The sequence below is a fragment of the Albibacillus kandeliae genome (genome assembly GCF_003116585.1).
Classification (GTDB): Bacteria; Pseudomonadota; Alphaproteobacteria; order Rhodobacterales; family Rhodobacteraceae; genus Albibacillus; species Albibacillus kandeliae.
In genome coordinates, this window is the sequence record NZ_QEHM01000006.1 from 131,784 (window position 1) to 150,053 (window position 18,270).

Annotated in this window: 19 protein-coding genes; 6 read left to right on the top strand and 13 right to left on the bottom strand. The window is 66.7% G+C overall.

The window, feature by feature from the left end; genetic code table 11:
- Positions 1 to 270 precede the first annotated feature (270 nt).
- Positions 271 to 1,560: a guanine deaminase gene (gene guaD, locus DDT93_RS13985; RefSeq protein WP_109466471.1), complete on the top strand. Its 1,290-nt coding sequence runs from the start codon at positions 271 to 273 to the stop codon at positions 1,558 to 1,560.
- 75 nt (positions 1,561 to 1,635) lie between these two features.
- On the opposite strand, the gene DDT93_RS13990 is transcribed toward guaD, so the two are convergent.
- The 5 genes from DDT93_RS13990 to DDT93_RS14010 form a co-directional block, all read right to left on the bottom strand.
- Positions 1,636 to 2,064, bottom strand: coding sequence for a CAP domain-containing protein (locus DDT93_RS13990; protein ID WP_232825460.1), 429 nt, complete (start codon positions 2,062 to 2,064; stop codon positions 1,636 to 1,638).
- The gene (queF, locus tag DDT93_RS13995) at positions 2,061 to 2,528 is read right to left on the bottom strand and encodes a preQ(1) synthase (protein ID WP_109466472.1); all 468 of its coding nucleotides are present in this window, start codon (positions 2,526 to 2,528) and stop codon (positions 2,061 to 2,063) included. The genes DDT93_RS13990 and queF overlap by 4 nt, the downstream gene beginning before the upstream one ends.
- A gap of 62 nt (positions 2,529 to 2,590) precedes the next feature.
- On the bottom strand, positions 2,591 to 3,925 hold the full coding sequence (locus DDT93_RS14000) for an 8-oxoguanine deaminase (RefSeq protein WP_109466473.1): 1,335 nt from the start codon (positions 3,923 to 3,925) through the stop codon (positions 2,591 to 2,593).
- Between the two features lie 137 nt (positions 3,926 to 4,062).
- A complete protein-coding gene (gene hisN / locus DDT93_RS14005; RefSeq protein WP_109466474.1) occupies positions 4,063 to 4,854 on the bottom strand; it encodes a histidinol-phosphatase in 792 nt (263 codons plus the stop codon).
- A 55-nt stretch (positions 4,855 to 4,909) separates the two neighbouring features.
- On the bottom strand, positions 4,910 to 5,281 hold the full coding sequence (locus DDT93_RS14010) for a helix-turn-helix domain-containing protein (protein ID WP_109466475.1): 372 nt from the start codon (positions 5,279 to 5,281) through the stop codon (positions 4,910 to 4,912).
- Positions 5,282 to 5,636: 355 nt separating this feature from the next.
- Between DDT93_RS14010 and DDT93_RS14015 the strand changes: the two genes are divergently transcribed.
- The 3 genes from DDT93_RS14015 (at position 5,637) to DDT93_RS14025 (ending at position 8,107) form a co-directional block, all read left to right on the top strand.
- The gene (locus tag DDT93_RS14015) at positions 5,637 to 6,596 is read left to right on the top strand and encodes an NADPH:quinone oxidoreductase family protein (RefSeq protein WP_109466476.1); all 960 of its coding nucleotides are present in this window, start codon (positions 5,637 to 5,639) and stop codon (positions 6,594 to 6,596) included.
- 81 nt (positions 6,597 to 6,677) lie between these two features.
- Complete coding sequence (locus DDT93_RS14020; protein ID WP_109466832.1) at positions 6,678 to 7,340, top strand: DNA-3-methyladenine glycosylase I; 663 nt, start codon at positions 6,678 to 6,680, stop codon at positions 7,338 to 7,340.
- Positions 7,341 to 7,417: 77 nt separating this feature from the next.
- Positions 7,418 to 8,107 carry a hypothetical protein gene (locus DDT93_RS14025; protein ID WP_109466477.1) on the top strand — a complete coding sequence of 230 codons (690 nt, stop codon included), beginning with the start codon at positions 7,418 to 7,420 and terminating at the stop codon, positions 8,105 to 8,107.
- A 1-nt stretch (position 8,108) separates the two neighbouring features.
- On the opposite strand, the gene DDT93_RS14030 is transcribed toward DDT93_RS14025, so the two are convergent.
- Together DDT93_RS14030 and DDT93_RS14035 are read right to left on the bottom strand one after the other, a co-directional pair.
- Entirely contained in the window at positions 8,109 to 9,602 is a 1,494-nt protein-coding gene (locus DDT93_RS14030; RefSeq protein ID WP_198654853.1) for a pilus assembly protein TadG-related protein, read from the bottom strand.
- Positions 9,603 to 9,629: 27 nt separating this feature from the next.
- Positions 9,630 to 10,079, bottom strand: coding sequence for a TadE/TadG family type IV pilus assembly protein (locus DDT93_RS14035; protein ID WP_109466479.1), 450 nt, complete (start codon positions 10,077 to 10,079; stop codon positions 9,630 to 9,632).
- A 693-nt stretch (positions 10,080 to 10,772) separates the two neighbouring features.
- On the opposite strand from DDT93_RS14035, the gene DDT93_RS26525 reads away from it, so the two are divergent.
- The gene (locus tag DDT93_RS26525) at positions 10,773 to 11,354 is read left to right on the top strand and encodes a hypothetical protein (RefSeq protein ID WP_157960177.1); all 582 of its coding nucleotides are present in this window, start codon (positions 10,773 to 10,775) and stop codon (positions 11,352 to 11,354) included.
- 46 nt (positions 11,355 to 11,400) lie between these two features.
- Here DDT93_RS26525 and DDT93_RS14050 read toward each other — a convergent pair whose 3' ends face one another.
- From DDT93_RS14050 to DDT93_RS14075, 6 genes are all read right to left on the bottom strand, one after another.
- Entirely contained in the window at positions 11,401 to 11,799 is a 399-nt protein-coding gene (locus DDT93_RS14050) for a c-type cytochrome (RefSeq protein WP_109466482.1), read from the bottom strand.
- 96 nt (positions 11,800 to 11,895) lie between these two features.
- Entirely contained in the window at positions 11,896 to 12,576 is a 681-nt protein-coding gene (locus DDT93_RS14055) for an ABC transporter ATP-binding protein (protein ID WP_109466483.1), read from the bottom strand.
- The gene (locus DDT93_RS14060; RefSeq protein ID WP_109466484.1) at positions 12,569 to 13,855 is read right to left on the bottom strand and encodes a lipoprotein-releasing ABC transporter permease subunit; all 1,287 of its coding nucleotides are present in this window, start codon (positions 13,853 to 13,855) and stop codon (positions 12,569 to 12,571) included. Before DDT93_RS14060 ends, DDT93_RS14055 begins: the two co-directional genes overlap by 8 nt.
- Before the next feature lie 98 nt (positions 13,856 to 13,953).
- A complete protein-coding gene (locus DDT93_RS14065) occupies positions 13,954 to 14,238 on the bottom strand; it encodes a hypothetical protein (RefSeq protein WP_157960178.1) in 285 nt (94 codons plus the stop codon).
- 227 nt (positions 14,239 to 14,465) lie between these two features.
- Entirely contained in the window at positions 14,466 to 15,860 is a 1,395-nt protein-coding gene (gene proS / locus DDT93_RS14070; protein WP_109466486.1) for a proline--tRNA ligase, read from the bottom strand.
- 90 nt (positions 15,861 to 15,950) lie between these two features.
- Positions 15,951 to 17,864 (bottom strand): BTAD domain-containing putative transcriptional regulator, encoded by a 1,914-nt coding sequence (locus DDT93_RS14075; RefSeq protein ID WP_109466487.1) that lies wholly within the window; start codon positions 17,862 to 17,864, stop codon positions 15,951 to 15,953.
- Positions 17,865 to 18,052: 188 nt separating this feature from the next.
- Here DDT93_RS14075 and DDT93_RS14080 point away from each other — a divergent pair, with 188 nt between their 5' ends.
- Positions 18,053 to 18,256 carry a DUF1127 domain-containing protein gene (locus DDT93_RS14080; protein WP_109466488.1) on the top strand — a complete coding sequence of 68 codons (204 nt, stop codon included), beginning with the start codon at positions 18,053 to 18,055 and terminating at the stop codon, positions 18,254 to 18,256.
- Positions 18,257 to 18,270: the final 14 nt, after the last annotated feature.

Genomic DNA, 18,270 nt, shown 5'->3' on the forward strand with positions numbered 1-18,270 from the left:
CCACCTCTGCTTCGCGCCTTGCTGCAACTTAGAGTGCAACGCGCGGACATGAAACCGCTTTTCCGCCCCGCGCCCCGGAACGGGCCCCCGCGCGCAGCGCTTCTTTGGGTCCCAAGTATCCCCGCCGGAGGCATGCGCCGCAGGCGCATCCCCCGACTTTCCGGCCTGCCAAGAAGCTGTCACTGCAAAACAATGACAATGGCGCGATTTACCCGGGGCCCGACACCATCTAGGGTGCCTCGGTCGATTTCAAGCGCGAGAGGGCGGAACATGAACGGCACCACCATCCTCCGGGGCCAGGTCCTGGGCTTTGCCCGCTCGCCCTTCGACGGCGACCCGGAAGGCGCCGCCCGCGTGGACGAGGCCGTTGCCATCGCCGGAGGCCGGATCCTCGCCACCGGCAGCGCCGAGGCGCTGGCCCGCGCCCACCCCGGGGCCGAGATCGTCGACCACGGCGACAAGGTGATCCTCGCGGGCTTCGTCGATGCCCATGCCCACTACCCCCAGACCGCCATCATCGCGAGCTGGGGCAAGCGGCTGATCGACTGGCTGAACAGCTACACCTTCCCCGAGGAGATGCGCTTTGCCGATCCGGCCTACGCCGGGACGATCGCCGCGCGCTATCTCGACCTGACCGCCGCCCACGGCACCACCACGGTCTGCAGCTACTGCACCATCCACCCCGAAAGCGTCGAGGCGCTGTTTTCCGAGGCCCAGCGCCGCGGCCAGCGGATCGTGGCGGGCAAGACCTGCATGGACCGCGACACCGCGCCCGAGGGCCTGCGCGACACGGCGCAGTCCGCCTATGACGACAGCCGCGCGCTGATCGGGCGCTGGCACGGGGTCGACCGGCTGAACTATGCCATCACCCCCCGCTTCTCTCCGACCTCGACGCCGGAACAGCTGGAGGCGCTCGGCAGCCTCTGGGCCGAACACTCGGACTGCCTGATGCAGACGCATCTCTCGGAACAGACCGACGAGATCGAATGGGTGCTGGGCCTCTACCCGCAGGCGCGCGACTACCTCGACACCTACGAAGCCTACGGGCTGCTGGGCGAACGCGGCCTCTACGGCCATGCCATCCACCTTGAACCGCGCGAGCGGGACCGGTTGAGAGAGACCGGCGCGGCGCTGGTGCACTGCCCGACCTCGAACACCTTCATCGGCTCCGGCCTCTTCGACATGAACGGGCTGATGGCCGAGGGCCAGCGCATCGGGCTCGCCACCGACACCGGCGGCGGCTCCTCCTTCTCGATGCTGCGCACCATGGCGGCCGCCTACGAGATCGGCCAGCTGCGCGGCCGCCCGCTGCACGCGGCCGAGCTGCTGTGGCTCGCCACCGCCGGATCGGCGGCCGCGCTGCACATGGGCGACCGGATCGGCAACATCGCCCACGGCATGGAAGCGGACCTCGTGGTGCTGGATCTCGCCTCCACCCCCGCCATCGCCCAGCGCACGGCGCGGGCGGAGACGCTGTGGGAGGCGTTGTTCGCCACCATCATGATGGGCGACGACCGGGCCATCGCCGAGGTGCGCATCGCGGGGCGCAAGGCCGTCTGACGGTGTTGGGGGCGCTGCCCCCGTCGCGCTGCGCGCGCCTCCCCCGGGATTTTTGGCACCCAAAGAAGGTGGCTGTCAGCAGCCCGGGCGGGCGAGCACCATGACCCAGACATCGCCCGGCGCATGGGCGACCGCCGCCTCGGTGGCGCGCGGGTCGAGCATGTTGTGCAGATGCGGGGCCGAATGGGCCCAGGCCTGCAGCACCTCGGCGAGGCTGTCCTGCCCCTTGGCGATGTTCTCGGCGACGAAGCAGAAGCCGTAGCCGGTGCGCCGGACGCGCGCGCCAACGGAACTACCGTCGGTGCCGCCGTGCGAGAAACGGCCGCTGCGCGAGAGGTCGTCGCCGTGGGCCTGCGCGGCCTGGGCGAGGCCCGGGGACCATGCGACGGGGCCGACGTTGGCCGCGGCGCGGATGCGGTTCAGCAGTTCGGCCGCTTCGGGCACCGGCGCGGCACCGGCATGGGAGGCCAGCGTCAGCAGCAGCCCCGCAAGGACCGCCCTCACCCGCGGCCCCGGTAGGGCGGCACGCCCTGGTCGGGGATCCAGACCGAGGCGGGCGCCGCGCCGGTCTGGTAGAAGACGTCGATCGGGATGCCGCCGCGCGGGTACCAGTAGCCGCCGATGCGCAGCCAGCGCGGTTCCAGCAGGTCGACGAGGCGGCGGGCGATCATCACCGTGCAGTCCTCGTGAAAGGCGCCGTGGTTGCGGAAGGAGCCGAGGAACAGCTTGAGCGACTTGCTTTCCACCAGCCACTGGTCGGGGACGTAGTCGATCACGAGGTGGGCGAAATCGGGCTGTCCGGTCATCGGGCAGAGCGAGGTGAATTCCGGCGCGGTGAAGCGCACGCAATAGTCAACGTCGCTCTGGCCGTTCCCGACCCGTTCGAGCACGGCCTCCTCGGGCGCGGCGGGCAGCGCGGTGGCGCTGCCAAGCTGGGACAGGGACTGGAACCGCGGATCATCGGTCATGGGATCGCTCCTTTTCGCCGCGCCATAGCAAGCGCGCGCCGCCCGCGGAAGGGGGTTTCGCCCTACCCGGCAAGCGCCCGCGCCAGCCTGTCCTGCCGTTCGATCACCCGGGGCAGGTCCAGCGTGGTCACGTGACCGTCGCGCACCACCTGCCGCCCCTCGACGAAGAGATGGCGCACCTTCATCGGACCGGCCAGCAGCAGCGCGGCCTTGTCCCAGCTTCCCGCGCTGTCGATGCCGGAGACGTCCCACACCGCAACATCCGCGCGCTTGCCCAGGGCAAGCCGACCGCAGTCGGGGCGGCCGAGCACGTCGGCCCCGCCGCGCGTGGCCAGTTCCAGCGCCCGGCGCGCGCTCATTGCGTCGGCCCCGCGCGTGACCCGCTGCAGCAGCATGGCCTGCCGCGCCTCGGCCACGAGGTTGCCGGCATCGTTGCTGGCGCTGCCGTCGACACCGAGGCCGACGGGCACGCCCGCATCCAGCATGGCCCGCACCGGGGCGATGCCCGATCCGAGGCGGCAGTTGGAACAGGGGCAATGGGCGACCCCGGTGCGCGAGCGCGCGAAGAGGTCGATCTCGGCCCCGTCCAGCTTGACGCAATGGGCATGCCAGACGTCGGGGCCGGTCCAGCCGAGGTCCTCTGCGTACTGCCCCGGGCGGCAGCCGAACATCTGCTCGCTGTAGGCGATGTCCTGATCGTTCTCGGCGAGGTGGGTGTGCAGCATCACCCCCTTGTCGCGCGCCAGCAGCGCGGCGTCGCGCATCAGCTCGCGGCTGACCGAGAAGGGCGAACAGGGTGCGATGCCGACCCGGCACATCGACCCTTCGGAGGCGTCGTGGAAGGCGTCGACCACGCGGATGCAATCCTCGAGGATCGCCGCCTCCTCCTCGACCAGCGCATCGGGCGGCAGACCGCCCTTGCTCTCGCCGATGCTCATGGCGCCCCGGGTCGGGTGGAACCGCATCCCGATCTCCTGCGCCGCCGTGATGGTGTCTTCCAGCCGCGCGCCGTTGGGATAGAGGTAGAGGTGGTCCGAGGTCAGCGTGCAGCCCGAAAGCGCCAGTTCGGCCAGCCCGGTCAGGGCCGAGACGTGCATCTCCTCGGGTCCGAAGCGCGCCCAGACCGGGTAGAGCGCCTGCAGCCAGTTGAACAGCAGCGCATCCTGCCCCGCCGGCACCGCGCGGGTCATCGACTGGTAGAGGTGGTGGTGGGTGTTCACCAGCCCGGGGGTGACGACGCAGCCGCGCGCCTCGACGATCTCGCCCGTGGACTCGAGGCCATGCCCGATGGCGGCCACCGCCCCGTCGCGCAGGAGGATGTCGGCGCCGGCGAGTTCCCGGCGCTCGTCGTCCATGGTGAGAATGGACTCGGCGTTCCTGATCAGGATGTCTGGCATGCGAGGTCTCTGCTCCTACAAAGACCCATTTCATGTTCGATGCGTCGGGCAGACGTTGGAAAACGGGTGAAGAAACGTATGCCTCTGCAAGCATTAGACGCGAAGCCCGCGCGTCTCAACCCCTCTTGACGGTGATGTCAGGCCGCGTTGACCAGCGCCAGCGCCGCCGCGTGTACCTCGGGCGTGGCGGCGGCAATGACCTGCCCGCCCCCATGTGCCGGGCCGCCCTGCCAGTCGGTGACGATGCCCCCGGCGGCCTCGATCACCGCGATGGGCGCCTGGATGTCATAGGCGTTGAGCCCGGCCTCGATCACCAGGTCGATCTGGCCGGCGGCCAGCAGCGCATAGGCGTAGCAGTCCATGCCATAGCGCGTCAGGCGCACCTGCGCCGCGACCCGGCGAAAGGCCGCGCCCTCTGCGGCGGTGCCGACTTCGGGAAAGGTGGTAAACAGGATCGCCTCGTCGAGGCTGCGGGTGCCGCGCACGGCAAGGGGGCCGTGCCCCATCGGGCCGGTCATCGCGGCCTGCCCCATGCCGCCGGTAAAGCGCTCGCCGATATAGGGTTGGTCGATGACGCCCAGCAGCGGCCCCCCGGCGTCGGAGAGCGCGATCAGCACGCCCCAGGTGGGGGTGCCGGAAATGAAGGCCCGGGTCCCGTCGATGGGGTCGAGCACCCATTCACGCCCGCTGCGTCCCGCGACCTTGCCGAATTCCTCGCCATGCACGCCGTCCTCGGGCCGGTGTTCGGCGAGGATGGCGCGCATCGCCTCTTCGGCGGCGCGGTCGGCCACAGTCACGGGATCGAACCCGCCTGCGAGCTTGTTCTCGGCGGCGAGTCCGGGTCTGCGGAAATACGGGAGGATCGCCGCGCGGGCGGCGTCGGCCATCAGGTTGGCCACATCGAGATCGGAGAGCACCGGGGACGTCATGCGCCCCAAGTGCCACCCAATTTCAGTCGATGCAAGCGCCCTCTCGGGCCTGCCGTCAGGCGACGTCGCTGAGGACGCGGGCCAGTTCGAACAGGCGACGGCGCTGGTTCTCGGGGATCGCGTAGTAGGAACGCACGAGGTCCAGAGCTTCCTTGTCGCCCATGATGTCGGCGGGCACGGAAGTCTGCGTGGTGGTTTCCTTGTCCTGATCGTCCAGACCCTCGAAGAAGAAGGCGACGGGAACGTCCAGCGCCTCGGCGATGTCCCACAGGCGGGATGCGCTGACGCGGTTCGCACCGGTCTCGTACTTCTGGATCTGCTGGAACTTGATTCCAACCTGCTCTGCCAATTGCTGCTGGGTCATACCGATAAGCCAGCGGCGGTGCCTTACGCGTTTTCCGACATGCACATCAACGGGGTGGGTCATGCCTATCTCCTTACAATACTGACAACACACAGAGGTCGTACGTGACGGGAACGGGTCCGCATGGAGGCGTGCTCCGGCGTTCGTCGGACTTGGTCATGGGGCGATCGGCGGCCGCGGCCGCGTGTCTCCCGGAAGGGTGGGAAAAATCACTCATTGATCAAGAAAGTCGAATTGGGCCGGCATCTGCGGTTCCTGCGGTTGTATTTCGTTTCCTTCACGTCTCGATTGCGAGGCTCTGGCCCTTGTCCCGGGGTCCGGGTGCCGCCACCGTGGCGACAGGCCGTTGCCTTGCGATGGTTTCATATGGCACAGCCGAAGAAACACGTCTGCAACTTTCAGTTAAGCTGGAACCGTTATGCTCGCCTACCAGATCGCCGCTCCGAACGAAAAAGCCCAGTTCAACCAGATAGATGTACCCCTTCCGGGGCCTCACCAGATACGCGTGAGCATCCACGCCTGCGGCCTCAATTTCGCGGATCTTTTGATCCAGAATGGAAACTATCAGGACATTCCAACGCCACCGTTTACACTTGGCATGGAAATCTCCGGAGTTGTCAATGCCCTGGGTGAGTCGGTCGATTCCCTGAAAATCGGCGATCGGGTGGCAATTTTCGCCGGTCAGGGCGGTCTGGCCGAGCAAGGCGTGTTCGACGCGAACCGGGCCACGCGCATCCCCGATGGCATGAGTTTCGAGCAGGCGGCCGCCTTTCCCGTCGCCTACGGGACCAGCCACATGGCCCTCGCGCACCGCGCCCGACTGCAGCCGGGCGAGACGCTGCTGGTGACCGGCGCGGCGGGCGGCGTTGGGCTGACGGCGGTCGAGATCGGCAAGCTGATGGGCGCGAACGTGATTGCCCATGCGCGCGGGGCCGAGAAGCTCGCCATCGCCAGGGCCGCCGGTGCCGACCACCTCGTGGATGACAGCGAAGACCTGCGCCAGCGGGTGCTCGACCTCGGCGGGGCGGACGTGGTCTATGACGCCGTCGGCGGAGACGCCTTCCGCGCCGCCTTCCGCGCCTGCAACCCCGAGGCCCGGCTGATCGCCATCGGCTTCGCCAGCGGGGACGTCCCGCAAATCCCGGCCAACCACCTGATGGTCAAGAACCTCGACGTCATCGGCTTCTACATCGGCGGCTACATGAAGTTCCGCCCCGACGTGGTGCGCGAGAGCATGGCGACGCTGATGCGCTGGTTCGACGAGGGCCGCCTCCAGCCCCATATCAGCCACAGCCTGCCGCTGGACGAAGTGGAACAGGGCTGGGAATTGCTGCGCGAACGCCGCTCGACCGGGAAGGTGGTGATCCGCCTGGGTTGAGCGAGGACCCGCGGCAATCGTTAATTTTCGGTTGCAATATTAGAACAAAATGGCAACATGCGCATGTTTCAGGGGGCTGCCATGCACCATTTTGACGAAATTTTCGGAATTGCAGCCGGTCGCCACGGCGGCGAGGCGGCGCTGGAGGCGCGGCTGGGCAAGCCGAAACCGACAGACGAGCTCACCGCCATCCCCGAGGACCGCTGGCTTGCCACCTTTGCCCGCAGCGTGTTTCAGGCCGGGTTCAACTGGAAAGTGATCGAGGCCAAGTGGGACGGGTTCGAGGCCGCCTTCCAAGGCTTCGATGCCGGACGCTGCGCGATGATGGACGACGAGATGTTCGACGACCTGCTGCGGGACGAGCGCATCGTGCGCAACGGCACCAAGATCGCCTCGGTCCGCGACAACGCCGCCTTTCTTCTGGAACTGCGCGACCGGGGCGGCGCGGGGGCAGTGTTCGGCGGTTGGCCGGCGAGCGACTACATCGGCCTGCTGGACCTGCTGAAAACACGCGGCGCGCGGCTCGGCGGCACCACGGGGCAATACGCCATGCGCTTCTCCGGCGTCGACAGCTTCATCCTGTCCAAGGACGTGACCGCCCGGTTGATCGCCGAGGGCGTCATCGACAAGCCCCCCGGGTCCAAATCGTCGATGACCGCCGTCCAGAACGCCTTCAACACGTGGATGGACCAGTCCGGCCGGTCGCTGACCGAAATCAGCCGGGTGCTCGCGCTCAGTCTCTGAGCGCTGCGACCAAGGAATTCGCCACTCCGTCCATCGTCCCCCTACCCGAGTCGCTTGCATCGCTCTAACTTCTCGGCATGAAAACCGTTTTTGCCCTCGCGCTGTTCTGCGCCCTGCTCGCCTGCGGTCGCCCGCTCACCCCGTCCGAAATGGCGTTTGCACACACCATACAGGGCGACCAGCTGGATCTCTCCAAGGTGCGGCTGGTCGAGGGCGCCCCGGTCGGCGCCGTCACCTTCCACCGCAAGCCCCGCCCGCGCGTCACCTGCCGCGAGCGCATCCTGCCGCCGGTGACCGAGGCCATCGTCACCGCCAAGCCCGTCGCGGTGACCCTGTTCAACCGGGTCTTCTTCGACCGCGACTGGTACACCGAGGACTACCTCAGAGAATACCCTGACGCGATCCACCTCACCGCCGCGATGCTGATCGCGCACGAGATGACCCATGTCTGGCAGTGGCAGAACCGCGAGCGCACGGGCTACAGCCCGTTCCGCGCCGCCGCCGAGCACGGCAACAAGGAAGACCCCTACCTCTTCGATCTGGAGGGCGCGCCGAACTTCCTCGACTACGGCTACGAACAGCAGGGAGCGATTGTCGAGGAATACGTCTGCTGCCGCTCGCTAGCGCCCGAGGCCGCGCGCACCCAGCGCCTGCACGACATGCTGAAAGTGGCTATGCCGGTGGCCGACCTGCCCCGGAACGGCAAGCGCGAGTCCGACGTCTACCTGCCGTGGAAGGGCGCCGAGGTGAAAGGCATCTGCGACTGACCTAACCGGCCAGCTTGGTCGAACAGGAGATCCCGGTAACCTCGAGATGGGCCTCCGCAAGGTGCAGGCCCAACAGGTCCTGCAGCACCGCGTCGACAAGGCTTCCCGCGTTGGGCACCAGCAGCGCCAGCCGCCGCGAGACCATCGCCACGGCGTTGTCGACCAGATCGCCCGCAGCCACCTCCAGCGTCTTGGTCTCCTGCGCCGCCACCTCCTCGTGGGTGAAGGTCACCTCTTCCTCCACGCCCACGACGCTCAGCAGTTGCGTCACGCGCGGCAGCAGGCCGGTCAGCGAAACGCCAAGCACCGAAACGTCGATGTCCAATTCCAGCAGGCTCGACCGGGTGGGCGTGAACACCGCGGCGCGCAGCTCCGGGTCGCCGATGCAATGCTCCCCATCGCCCGAGAGCCGCGCCGCCGCCGCCGCCACGTCCAGCGCAAGGCCCACGTCCAGCAGGTTCAGCAGCCGGATCGCATCGGCCTCCAGCCGGATCTGCGCGGTGCGCGCCACCGCGTCCTCGTCGCCGGGGGTGGCGCCCAGCACCACCTGGCGCGGTTCGGAAATCTGCAACGACAGGGGCACCTCCCCCGCACTGCCAAGGTCGGCGGTCAGCTCCAGATCGACGATCCGCTCGCCCAGCACCTCGGCCGACCCAAAGACCAGGTCCGCGACGTTCAGTTGCAGCGGCGGCAGGGGCGAGGTGACCTTGAGATCCCGCAGCCCCTCGCTCAGGTAGAGGAAGCTGCCAAGGCTCAGGGCCTCCCCCGAAAGCGGGCCGGTGCCGATCCCGAACCCCTCGGGGATCAGCGCCTCGCGCAGGACCTCGTCCAGCGTCAGCTCCATGTCGAGGATGTCGCCATAGGTGGTATCCGGGCTGGCCGCCTCGGCATTGATGGCGATGCGCTCCAGCAGCTCGGCGGCGTTGATGCGGACCCCGTGGCCCGAACACAGCACGTCCAACTGGGCACCGAGGATCGGCTGCAGCATCCCGTTCAGCAGGTTCAGCGAGGCAAGGCAGTTCGACAGGGTAAAATCCACGGCCGGCTTGGCCTGCGCGATGGCCGCGCGCCGGATCACCGGCGTTGTGTCGGTAAAGAAGCGGTCAAGCACGACAAGATCCGCCGGCGAGGCGGTCCTGACCCAGATGGCCGAGACGTTCTCGAGGCTGTTCTGATCCGCGCTGGCCACGAAATCGTAATTCTCGAAGCGCCCGAACAGGATGTCGTCGTGGCGCGGCGCGCGCATGTCGAAGAACACCTCGCTCAGGATCGTTTCGCTTGCCGTGTCCAGCACATCCTGGCGCGACCTGAGGTTGCGGATGCCCGTCAGCGCCGCCATGTCCGCCTGCGACTGCACGAACTTGCGTTGCGCGTTGAGGATGGCAAAGTCCACCGCGATCCCCGCGATCAACAGCAGGCCCGGCAACAGGATGATGAAGCCCACCGATATCGCGCCCGAGGTTCCGGCAAGGAACCTCTGCAGCGACGACGACAAAGAAGGAAATCGCGGAACGTCCATCGGTTACAGCCTCATGTAGCCCCGGCGGGTAAACACATCCACATCGAGCCCGAGGAACGATCCGAACCGCTGGATGTAATGACCGTTGAGATCGTAGGTCACGCTGACCGAGACGTTCTCCTGCCCTGCACCGATGGAACAGCTCAGACCGCTGATCCGGCTGCTGTCGGCAAAGGCGAACTCCTGCGAGATCACTGGCAGGATCTCGGAATTCAGCGTCGCACAGAGCTGGGTATCGTCCTCGCCTGCATCGACATATCGCAGCGATTGCCGCGTCAATTCCGAGGCGACCTGCTGCACATCGCTAATGGTTGCGATGTACGTACTCAATGCAACGAATGTCAGGATCAGAACCAGGATCGCCGGAAAGATAATGACGAATTCGACGGTACTGGTTCCCTCTTCATTTCTGGCGAAAGCCCTGAAAACGTGGCCTTTTGGCTTGAACTGCATTGCATTCCCTTTCCATCACTGGAACTCGACCTGCAAGGTTAATGAGACGAAACAAGTTTGTTTGAAATGTGTCACTTCTCTGTCGAACGGAAAAATTGCACGGCATTATTTGCAATTAGATTTGCAGGCAAACGATGTTTAAAAAAACTTCATATTTAAAATAGATACAGGTTAAACTTACCTTTTTGGCAATGCAGAAAAAGGTCAAAGTACTGTATTTACATGATTTTCCGTAATCACCTCGCGACCAGTACACACGCCTTACGTGTTCTTTCCCTCCGATTCTCCCGCCCAGGAACCCCCGAAAAATGATGTATCCTGGACATCACTTTTGTGCCCCCCACCACCTCAGGACGCCGTATTTCGCTTAACAAATGTGGCAAGATTTAGTTACCCAATTAAATCAAAGTCATTTTCTTCAGAAAAGTTTTCATAGATTTCGGGACGTTATTGGCGGAACTCCCTTTCCGAAAGACAGAACGGAAACAATACACACTTTAAGGCAACTCCGGCATGAAGCTGCCGCATTAACCTCGCACCCTTTACCTCGGGTAGGGGCGATCAAACTGTCAACGAGGTAGACGAATGTTTTGTCTTTCCAACAACTTAACGCGCCACGTTGCAGCCTGCGCAATTCTGGCTGCCGGCGCATTCGCAACCAGTGCCGCCGCGGATATCGGGATCGGTGCGGACGTGGGCATCGGCGGTGACAATGGCGTCGGCGTCAGTGCCGATGTCGGCATCGGCGGCGACAGCGGCGTGAGCGCAAGTGCTGATGTCGGCATCGGTGGCGACAGCGGCGTAAGTGCCGATGCCGACGTCGGGATCGGCGGCGACAGCGGTGTCAGCGCCGATGCGAGCGTCGGGGTCGGAGGCACCGGCGGTATCGGGGCCGATGTCGGCGTCGGCGTCGGTGGCACCGGGGTCGGCGTGGATGTCGGCGTCGATGTCGGCACCAATGGAACCGGCACCAACGGGACCGGAACCAGTGGCACCACCAACAGCTTCGGCTTTGCCGCCACCGGCGGCGTGCCCAAGAGCGTCACCATGAAGTCGCTCGTCGGGATGGTGGTGATGTCCTCGGATCGCCAGGTGCTTGGCATCATCCAGGAGGCCAAGGAGGCCCGTGGCGGCGTCCTGCTGCAGGTTCAGGTCAACGACGCGCTGGGTATTCCCCACGACCGTGTCCGCCTGCAACTGCGCTCGGTCACCCCGCGCAATGGCCAGATCCGGCTCAAGTCGTCGGCCTGGCAGTTCCGTCAGCAGCTCAGCTGACAGAACCCAAGGCACAGGAAAGCGCCCCGCCCCGCGGGGCGCTTTTCTATTCGACCTGGATGCTTTCCAGATAGGTCGCCAGCGCCGCCAGCGGGCGCGGCGTCGGGGTCAGCACCCCGTCCACCTCGACCGGGATCAGGTCGCCCTTTAGCCATTCGCCAAACTCGGGCATCACCTCTCCCGGATGGTTGCCGCGCGCGAACCCGTCGATCTGCGACATCACCGCGGCCTTGGGAAACACTCCGCCATTGCGCGCGCTGATCTTGGTGAGGTCCGGCGCGACCGTCCCGGTGGCCAGCTTGCGGCCATGCGCATCGCTGCCGTGGCAACCCACGCAGTTCTCCGAGAACAGCGCGGCCCCCTCGGCAGGTTCCGGCATGGATTCGGCGGCACAGGCGGCCACCACCGCGAGCAAGGGAATGATCAGCGCATAGCGGGCTTTCATCGGTCTCTCCGGGGTCGTCCCGGAGGGAACCCGGGATAGTCTGCTGGCTTGTCGGCAAAGATTGACCCGTTCCTCGGGCCAAGATCAAGGCCCCTCTCAGGCGCCCAGCCGACCGTCTTCCAGGCGCAACACCCGGTCCATTCGCGCGGCGAGGTCAAGGTTGTGCGTGGCGATCAGCGCCGACAGCCCGGTGCCCCGCACCAGTTCCATCAACGCGGCAAAGACCTGGTCCGAGGTGCCGGGGTCAAGGTTCCCGGTCGGCTCGTCCGCCAGCAGCAGGCGCGGCGCATTGGCCAGCGCCCGGCAGAACGCCACCCGCTGCTGTTCGCCCCCCGACAGCGCCGCCGGTCTATGTCCGGCCCGCGCCGCCACGCCGACCCGCCCCAGCAGCTCCGCCGCCCGCGCCTCGGCCGCGGCGCGGCTGGTCCCGTTGGCAAGCTGTGGCAGGATCACGTTCTCGGCCGCCGTGAACTCCGGCAGCAGATGGTGGAACTGGTAGATGAACCCGACGTCGCGCCGCCGCGTCGCCGTGCGGGCCGCGTCGCCCTGCCCTGCCATGTCCTCGCCCGCGATGCGCACCGCGCCGGTGTCCGGCGTGTCGAGCAGCCCGGCGATATGCAGCAGGGTGGACTTGCCCGCCCCCGAGGGCGCGACCAGCGCAACCACCTCGCCCGGCGCCACGGTCAGGTTGACCCCGCGCAGAACCTGCACCTCGCCCGGACGGCCCCGGTTATAGGTCTTCTCGATCCCCTCGAGCTGCAGCGCCGCCTCATTCATAGCGCAGGGCCTCCACCGGGTTCATCCGTGCGGCACGGCGCGCCGGGAAATAGGTCACGAAGAAGGACAGGCCCAGCGACAGACCGACCGCCTTGAGCACGTCATCGAGATGCAGCTCGGCAGGCAGGGCGTAGATCCCCCTGATCGAGGGGTCCCAGACTCCGCCGCCCGCGACGTAGTTCACGAAGGAAAAGATCGGGTCGATGTAGATCGCAAACAGGCAGCCCAGGACGACGCCCAGCGCGGTGCCTATGATGCCGGTGAAGGCGCCGCAGATGAAAAACACGCGCAGCACCGAGGCTTCGCTGAGCCCGATGGTCCGCAGAATGCCGATGTCCCGACCCTTGTTCTTGACCAGCATGATCAGCCCCGAGACGATGTTCATGGTCGCGATCAGCACGAGGATCGAGAGGATCACGAACATCACGTTGTCCTCCACGTCCAGCGCCCGCAGGAACCCGCCCGCGTAGTCGCGCCAGGTATAAATCATCGCCTGCTCGCCCGCGGCCCGCAGGATCGGCATGACCTCGGAATCGATCTGCTCCGGGTCGGTGACCATGACCTCCAGCTCGTCGGCCACGCCCTCGCGGTTGAAGAAGGACTGCGCCTCGGCAAAGGGCATGTAGATGCGGACACGGTCGATGTCCCAGCGCCCGGCGGTAAAGATGTAGACGACCTCGTAGCTGCTGACCCGCGGGCTGGTGCCCATCGCGGTCTGCAACCCGTTGGGCGAGGTCACCTTGATCCGGTCGCCCACGCGGGCCCCGATCTGGCGCGCCACGCCCGAGCCGAGCGCGATGCCCTCGCCGAAACGTGTCAGGTCGCCCGCAAAATCATCGGCCTGCGCGATCCCCGGCAATGCCTCCAGATCGGCCTCCGAGATGCCCAGCACCTCGGCACCACTGCTCTGGCCGCCCTTGGTGACCAGCACCTGCCCCCGGATCAGCGGCGCGGCGCGGGTGACGCCCGGCACCTCGGCGACCCGCTTGGCCATCGCCTCGTAATCCTCGATCGTCCGGTTCACGTTGCCAAGCGGGTCGATCTCGCCCGCGCTGGTCACCGTCGCATGGGCGTTGGCGCCAAGGATCGTGCTGACGAATTCAGCGCGAAAGCCCGAACGCACCGCCAGCGTCGCGATCAGAGCAAAGACCGCGAGGGTGATGCCGATCAGGCTGATCCACGTCATCACGCTCACGCCGCCCTCGGCGCGGCGGGCACGCAGATAGCGCCAGGCGATCATCCATTCGAATGGGGCAAAGGGCGGGGGCGTTTTGTCCACGAGAGGCTCCGGGCTGGAATCCGGCGGACATTGCGTCGCCACCGATGGGGCGTCAAGGCCACCGCGCCCGACTACGGGCGCGGCGCGGCAAGACCGGGTCAGTTCAGCGCGTGCTGCGCTTCTTCAAGCCGCTGGATTTCCTCGGTCTTCTCGTCGACGATCACTTCCTTCAGCTGGCCATTCTCGTCGGCGACAAGGATGGCGCCCTCGGGGATCGCATCGAAGTAGGGTCCGCGCTGTTCCTGTCCCGGTGCGCCCACGATCGAGCGGGACATCTCGTCGACATAGGTTCCGAAGCCGGCGGGTACCGCGACCGCCCAGCTTGCGGCGGCCATAACGCCCGCAAGTACGGCGCTGCCGATCATGTATTGCGATTGTCTCATGTCATCCTCCGGGGTTTCTCCCTGTTCACAGGAGCAACGCCGAAACCGCCGAAGGGTTCCGCGGGAATCCGCCGACCGGGGTCCCTGATGTGCCGACGCCATGCGCCGGGGTCCGCCGATCCCTCCCTCCCGCGCCTGTAAGGCCATCGCGAACGACCAAGGCGGGCATGAAAAAAGGCGCGCCGCAATCACGGCGCGCCTGTCTCGTCTATCGCTCGGGGAAGACCTCAGAGCCAGGTGTGGAAAGACCGTCCCGCCATCGGCTCGGTGCCCGGCGCGTGGCCGTGGTGGGGCGCGTAGATCTCGGCCACCTTCTTCACCGCCTCTTCCGGGCTCAGCTCGACGCTTTCGCCGGTGCGGCGGCTGGTCAGCTCGACCACCCCGTTCTTCAGGCCGCGCGGGCCCACGGTGATCCGCCACGGCAGGCCGATCAGATCCATGGTGGCGAACTTGCCCCCCGCGCGCTCGTTGGTGTCGTCGTAAAGCGGCTCCAGACCCACGGCGGTCAGCGCGGCGTAGATCTTGTCACAGGCGGCATCCGCCTCGGCATCGCCCTGCTTGAGGTTCACGATCCCGCAGTGGAACGGCGTCACGCCCTCGGGCCAGATGATGCCCTTGTCGTCGTGGCTGGCCTCGATGATGGCGCCCAGCAGGCGGCTCACGCCGATCCCGTGCGAGCCCATGTGCACCGGAACCTTCTCGCCATCGGCAGTCTGCACCGCCGCATTCAGCGGCTCGGAGTACTTGGTGCCGAAGTAGAAGATCTGCCCCACCTCGATCGCGCGCGACGTGCGGCGGCTCGCCTCGGGGAGAGCGTTGAACTTGGCCTCGTCGTGGGTCTCATCGGTGCGGGCGTAGGGCGTCGTCCACTCATCGCAGATCGCGCGCAGCTGCGCCGCATCGTCGTAGTTGATCGCGCGGTCGCCCAGCGTCAGGTCGGTGATGGCCGCATCGTAGAACACTTCGCTCTCGCCGGTGTCGGCCAGCACGAGGAACTCGTGGGTGTCGTCGCCACCGATCGGGCCGGAATCGGCGCGCATCGGGATCGCCTTCAGTCCCATCCGCTCGTAGGTGCGCAGGTAGCTGACCATGTGGCGGTCATAGGCGCGCATGGCCGACTCGTAATCGACGTCAAAGTTGTAGCCGTCCTTCATCAGGAACTCGCGGCCGCGCATCACGCCAAAGCGCGGGCGCACCTCGTCGCGGAACTTCCACTGGATGTGGTAGAGCGTCAACGGCAGGTCCTTGTACGAGCCGACGTGGGCGCGGAAGATGTCGGTGATCATCTCCTCGTTGGTCGGACCGTACAGCATGTCGCGGCCATGACGGTCCTTGATCCGCAGCATTTCCTCGCCGTAGTCGTCATAGCGACCGGACTCGCGCCACAGGTCGGCGGACTGCAACGTCGGCATCAGCATCGGGATATGGCCCGCGCGGATCTGCTCCTCGTGGACGATGTTCTCGATCTTGCGCAGAACCTTGAAGCCCAGCGGCAGCCACGAATAGATGCCGGCCTGCGCCTGCTTGATCATGCCGGCCCGCAGCATCAGGCGGTGGCTGACGATCTGCGCTTCGGCGGGGTTTTCTTTTAGGACGGGCAGGAAATAGCGGCTCAGGCGCATGTCGGCTCCAGGTCGAAACGGTTTTGCAAGGGTCTAGGCGGTTGAAGGCGGCGAGACAAGATCTGCCGCACTGCAGGGCGGGCCCCGGCGCTACTTCTCCGGCATCCCCAGCTCGGTCAGCCGCTCGTAAAGCAACGGGGTCGAGGCCTTGGCGCCCGGCGGGATCGACTCGAGGAAATAGGCATAGGTCAGGCCCGGACGTGTCGCCATCAGCTTGTCCAGCATCTCGATGGCCTCCTTGTCCTTCCCCAGCTTGATGTAGGCCGAGACCATCAGGCGGTAGGCCCACGTCATCCCCGGGGCCAGCGCCAGCGCCTCGTTGATCAGCTCGATGGCCCGGGCCGGATCGCGGTTGCTCTTCACCAATGCGCCCGCGCGCGCCATCACCATGTTGAAGCGAAAGGGGTCCAGCGGGCTCAGCGCCTCGGCCCGGTCGATGGCCGCGAGGCAGGCGTCGTAGTTGGCCGAATAGGTCTCGACCCAGCCAAGCCGCATCCAGCCCCATGCGTTGTTGGGGTCGATCGTAAGCGCCCGGTTGACGAACCGCCGCGCCCGCTCCTGATCGGGCGTCGCCATCGAATAGGTCGCGGCGATGGCAACTAGCGAGGGCGCGTGATCGGTCGTCAGCTCCGCCGCGCGGTCGGCGCAGGCCACCGCCTCGCGCCGGTCTCCCTCCGGATCGTCCGACCACAGGTAGCTCGGCGCCTGTGCCAGCGCCCATCCCCGGTAGGCCAGCGCCGGGGCATAGTTCGGCGACAGCTCCAGCGCCCGGTCCAGATGGGCGATGGCGCGCAGGTTCTCTTCCTTCCGGTGCAGCCAGAAATGGCGCATCGCGCTCAGCGTCTGCGCATAGGCCGAGCGGTGCTCCTGCGGCAGCCGCTCCGCCCGTTCGATCTCGGCATAGCGCAGCCCCGGCCACAACTGCCCCGCCACCTGCGCCGCAATCCGGTCCTGCAGGTCGAACAGGTCGTCGAGCCGGTCATCGAACCGCGCCTGCCACAGGCTGCGGCCATCCACGCCGTTGACCAGCTGGACCGAGATGCGGACCCGCTCCTTCGCCCGCTGGATGGTCCCCTCGACAAGGTAGTCCGCGCCCAGCCGCGCCGCCTGCTGCGGGACATCCAGCGAGGTCCCCTTCAAGACGCAGGAGGATTGCCGGGCAATGACCTGAAACTCGTGCACGCGCGACAGGGCATTGGTGATCTCCTCGACGATCCCGTCGGCGAACATGTCGTCCGGATCGCCCCCGATCTCGTCAAAGGGCATCACGGCAAGGCTCGGCGGCCTGTCCGGAGAGGTCTCTGCCGCAGCGCCTGAAGTGCTCGGCGCCGCAGCCGGCGCGGCCTCCCCCTTCAGCGCCTGCGCCAGTGCCAGCGTCTCCGGCGCGGGGGCCACGTCGAGCTCCTGCCGCAGCCGGTCTCGGAACCGTTCGAAGGCCTGCAGCGCCGCACCGCGCGGCGCGCCCCGGGCCGCCGCCCGCAGGATCAGCGCCACCGCCTCCTCCGAGAGGTCGTCCACGGCCAGCGCCGCCCGGGCCTCGGCATCGGCCACTTCCACCTGCCCGGCAGCCAGCGCCGCGTCGCCCGCAGCCAGCCGCCCGGCGATCCACTGGCGCGACAGGTCCTCGCGCGCATCTCTCAGCCAGTCGTCGAAACAGGGCGAAGTCACCTCGGGCAGGTCGAGAAAGCCCCCCTCGCCCACCATGTTCACCGCGCTCAGCGTCGGATCGAGCCACACGGCGTCGCGGTCGGCCATCAGCGTGCCCTGCGGCAGGTGGCGGCGCAGCACCGACAGCTCCTGTCGCAGCGAGGCCCGCGCCTGCTCGTCGCCCCGGTCGCTCCAGACCCGTCCCGCCAGCGTGGCGCGCGGCATCCGCCAGCCCGGGGCAAGGGCAAGGCTGGCCAGGATGGCCTGCCCCCGACGCGACAGCCCGACAATCGCTCCGCCGTCCGCCCCGCGCAGGCCGAACGGCCCGCGAAGATCGAATGTGAGCGGCTTGTCCATCGGCAGCGGCAATCCCTCTAATTCCCCACCGGGAAAGCGTTTTTGCGCGTTCCCCTCACGTTTTTACGATTTTTTTGCGCAGGTCGCGAGGACTTTTGCGCCCGCTCTTACGCTGGCTTTGCAGCCCTCTGTCAGATTGGTCTCAACACCAACCGACCCACCGGTCACATCAACCAGGAGTTCAGATCATGCAGACCACCGCACGCACCGGCAGCCGCATCAACCCGCGCCTGGCCACCGCCCCGTCCCAGTCCGTCCTGCTGCGCCTTCTCGACGCGTTCAACCGCTGGGAAGAAACCAAGCGCCAGCAGCGCAAACTGACCGAGATGCCGCAGCACCGGCTCGATGACATGGGGCTGACCCGCAGCGACATCGACCGCGCCTTCCGCTGATCAGGGCCGCGCCC

Bases quoted from the DNA above. Each gene is read 5' to 3' on its own strand.
- hisN (WP_109466474.1), bottom strand. From the start codon at position 4,854: ATGACGTCCCCGGTGCTCTCCGATCTCGATGTGGCCAACCTGATGGCC.
- DDT93_RS14080 (WP_109466488.1), top strand. From the start codon at position 18,053: ATGCAGACCACCGCACGCACCGGCAGCCGCATCAACCCGCGCCTGGCC.
- DDT93_RS14065 (WP_157960178.1), bottom strand. From the start codon at position 14,238: ATGAGACAATCGCAATACATGATCGGCAGCGCCGTACTTGCGGGCGTT.
- guaD (WP_109466471.1), top strand. From the start codon at position 271: ATGAACGGCACCACCATCCTCCGGGGCCAGGTCCTGGGCTTTGCCCGC.
- DDT93_RS14010 (WP_109466475.1), bottom strand. From the start codon at position 5,281: ATGACCCACCCCGTTGATGTGCATGTCGGAAAACGCGTAAGGCACCGC.
- DDT93_RS14025 (WP_109466477.1), top strand. From the start codon at position 7,418: ATGAAAACCGTTTTTGCCCTCGCGCTGTTCTGCGCCCTGCTCGCCTGC.
- DDT93_RS14020 (WP_109466832.1), top strand. From the start codon at position 6,678: ATGCACCATTTTGACGAAATTTTCGGAATTGCAGCCGGTCGCCACGGC.
- queF (WP_109466472.1), bottom strand. From the start codon at position 2,528: ATGACCGATGATCCGCGGTTCCAGTCCCTGTCCCAGCTTGGCAGCGCC.
- DDT93_RS14035 (WP_109466479.1), bottom strand. From the start codon at position 10,079: ATGCAGTTCAAGCCAAAAGGCCACGTTTTCAGGGCTTTCGCCAGAAAT.
- proS (WP_109466486.1), bottom strand. From the start codon at position 15,860: ATGCGCCTGAGCCGCTATTTCCTGCCCGTCCTAAAAGAAAACCCCGCC.
- DDT93_RS14055 (WP_109466483.1), bottom strand. From the start codon at position 12,576: ATGAATGAGGCGGCGCTGCAGCTCGAGGGGATCGAGAAGACCTATAAC.
- DDT93_RS14000 (WP_109466473.1), bottom strand. From the start codon at position 3,925: ATGCCAGACATCCTGATCAGGAACGCCGAGTCCATTCTCACCATGGAC.
- DDT93_RS14050 (WP_109466482.1), bottom strand. From the start codon at position 11,799: ATGAAAGCCCGCTATGCGCTGATCATTCCCTTGCTCGCGGTGGTGGCC.
- DDT93_RS14015 (WP_109466476.1), top strand. From the start codon at position 5,637: ATGCTCGCCTACCAGATCGCCGCTCCGAACGAAAAAGCCCAGTTCAAC.
- DDT93_RS14075 (WP_109466487.1), bottom strand. From the start codon at position 17,864: ATGGACAAGCCGCTCACATTCGATCTTCGCGGGCCGTTCGGCCTGCGC.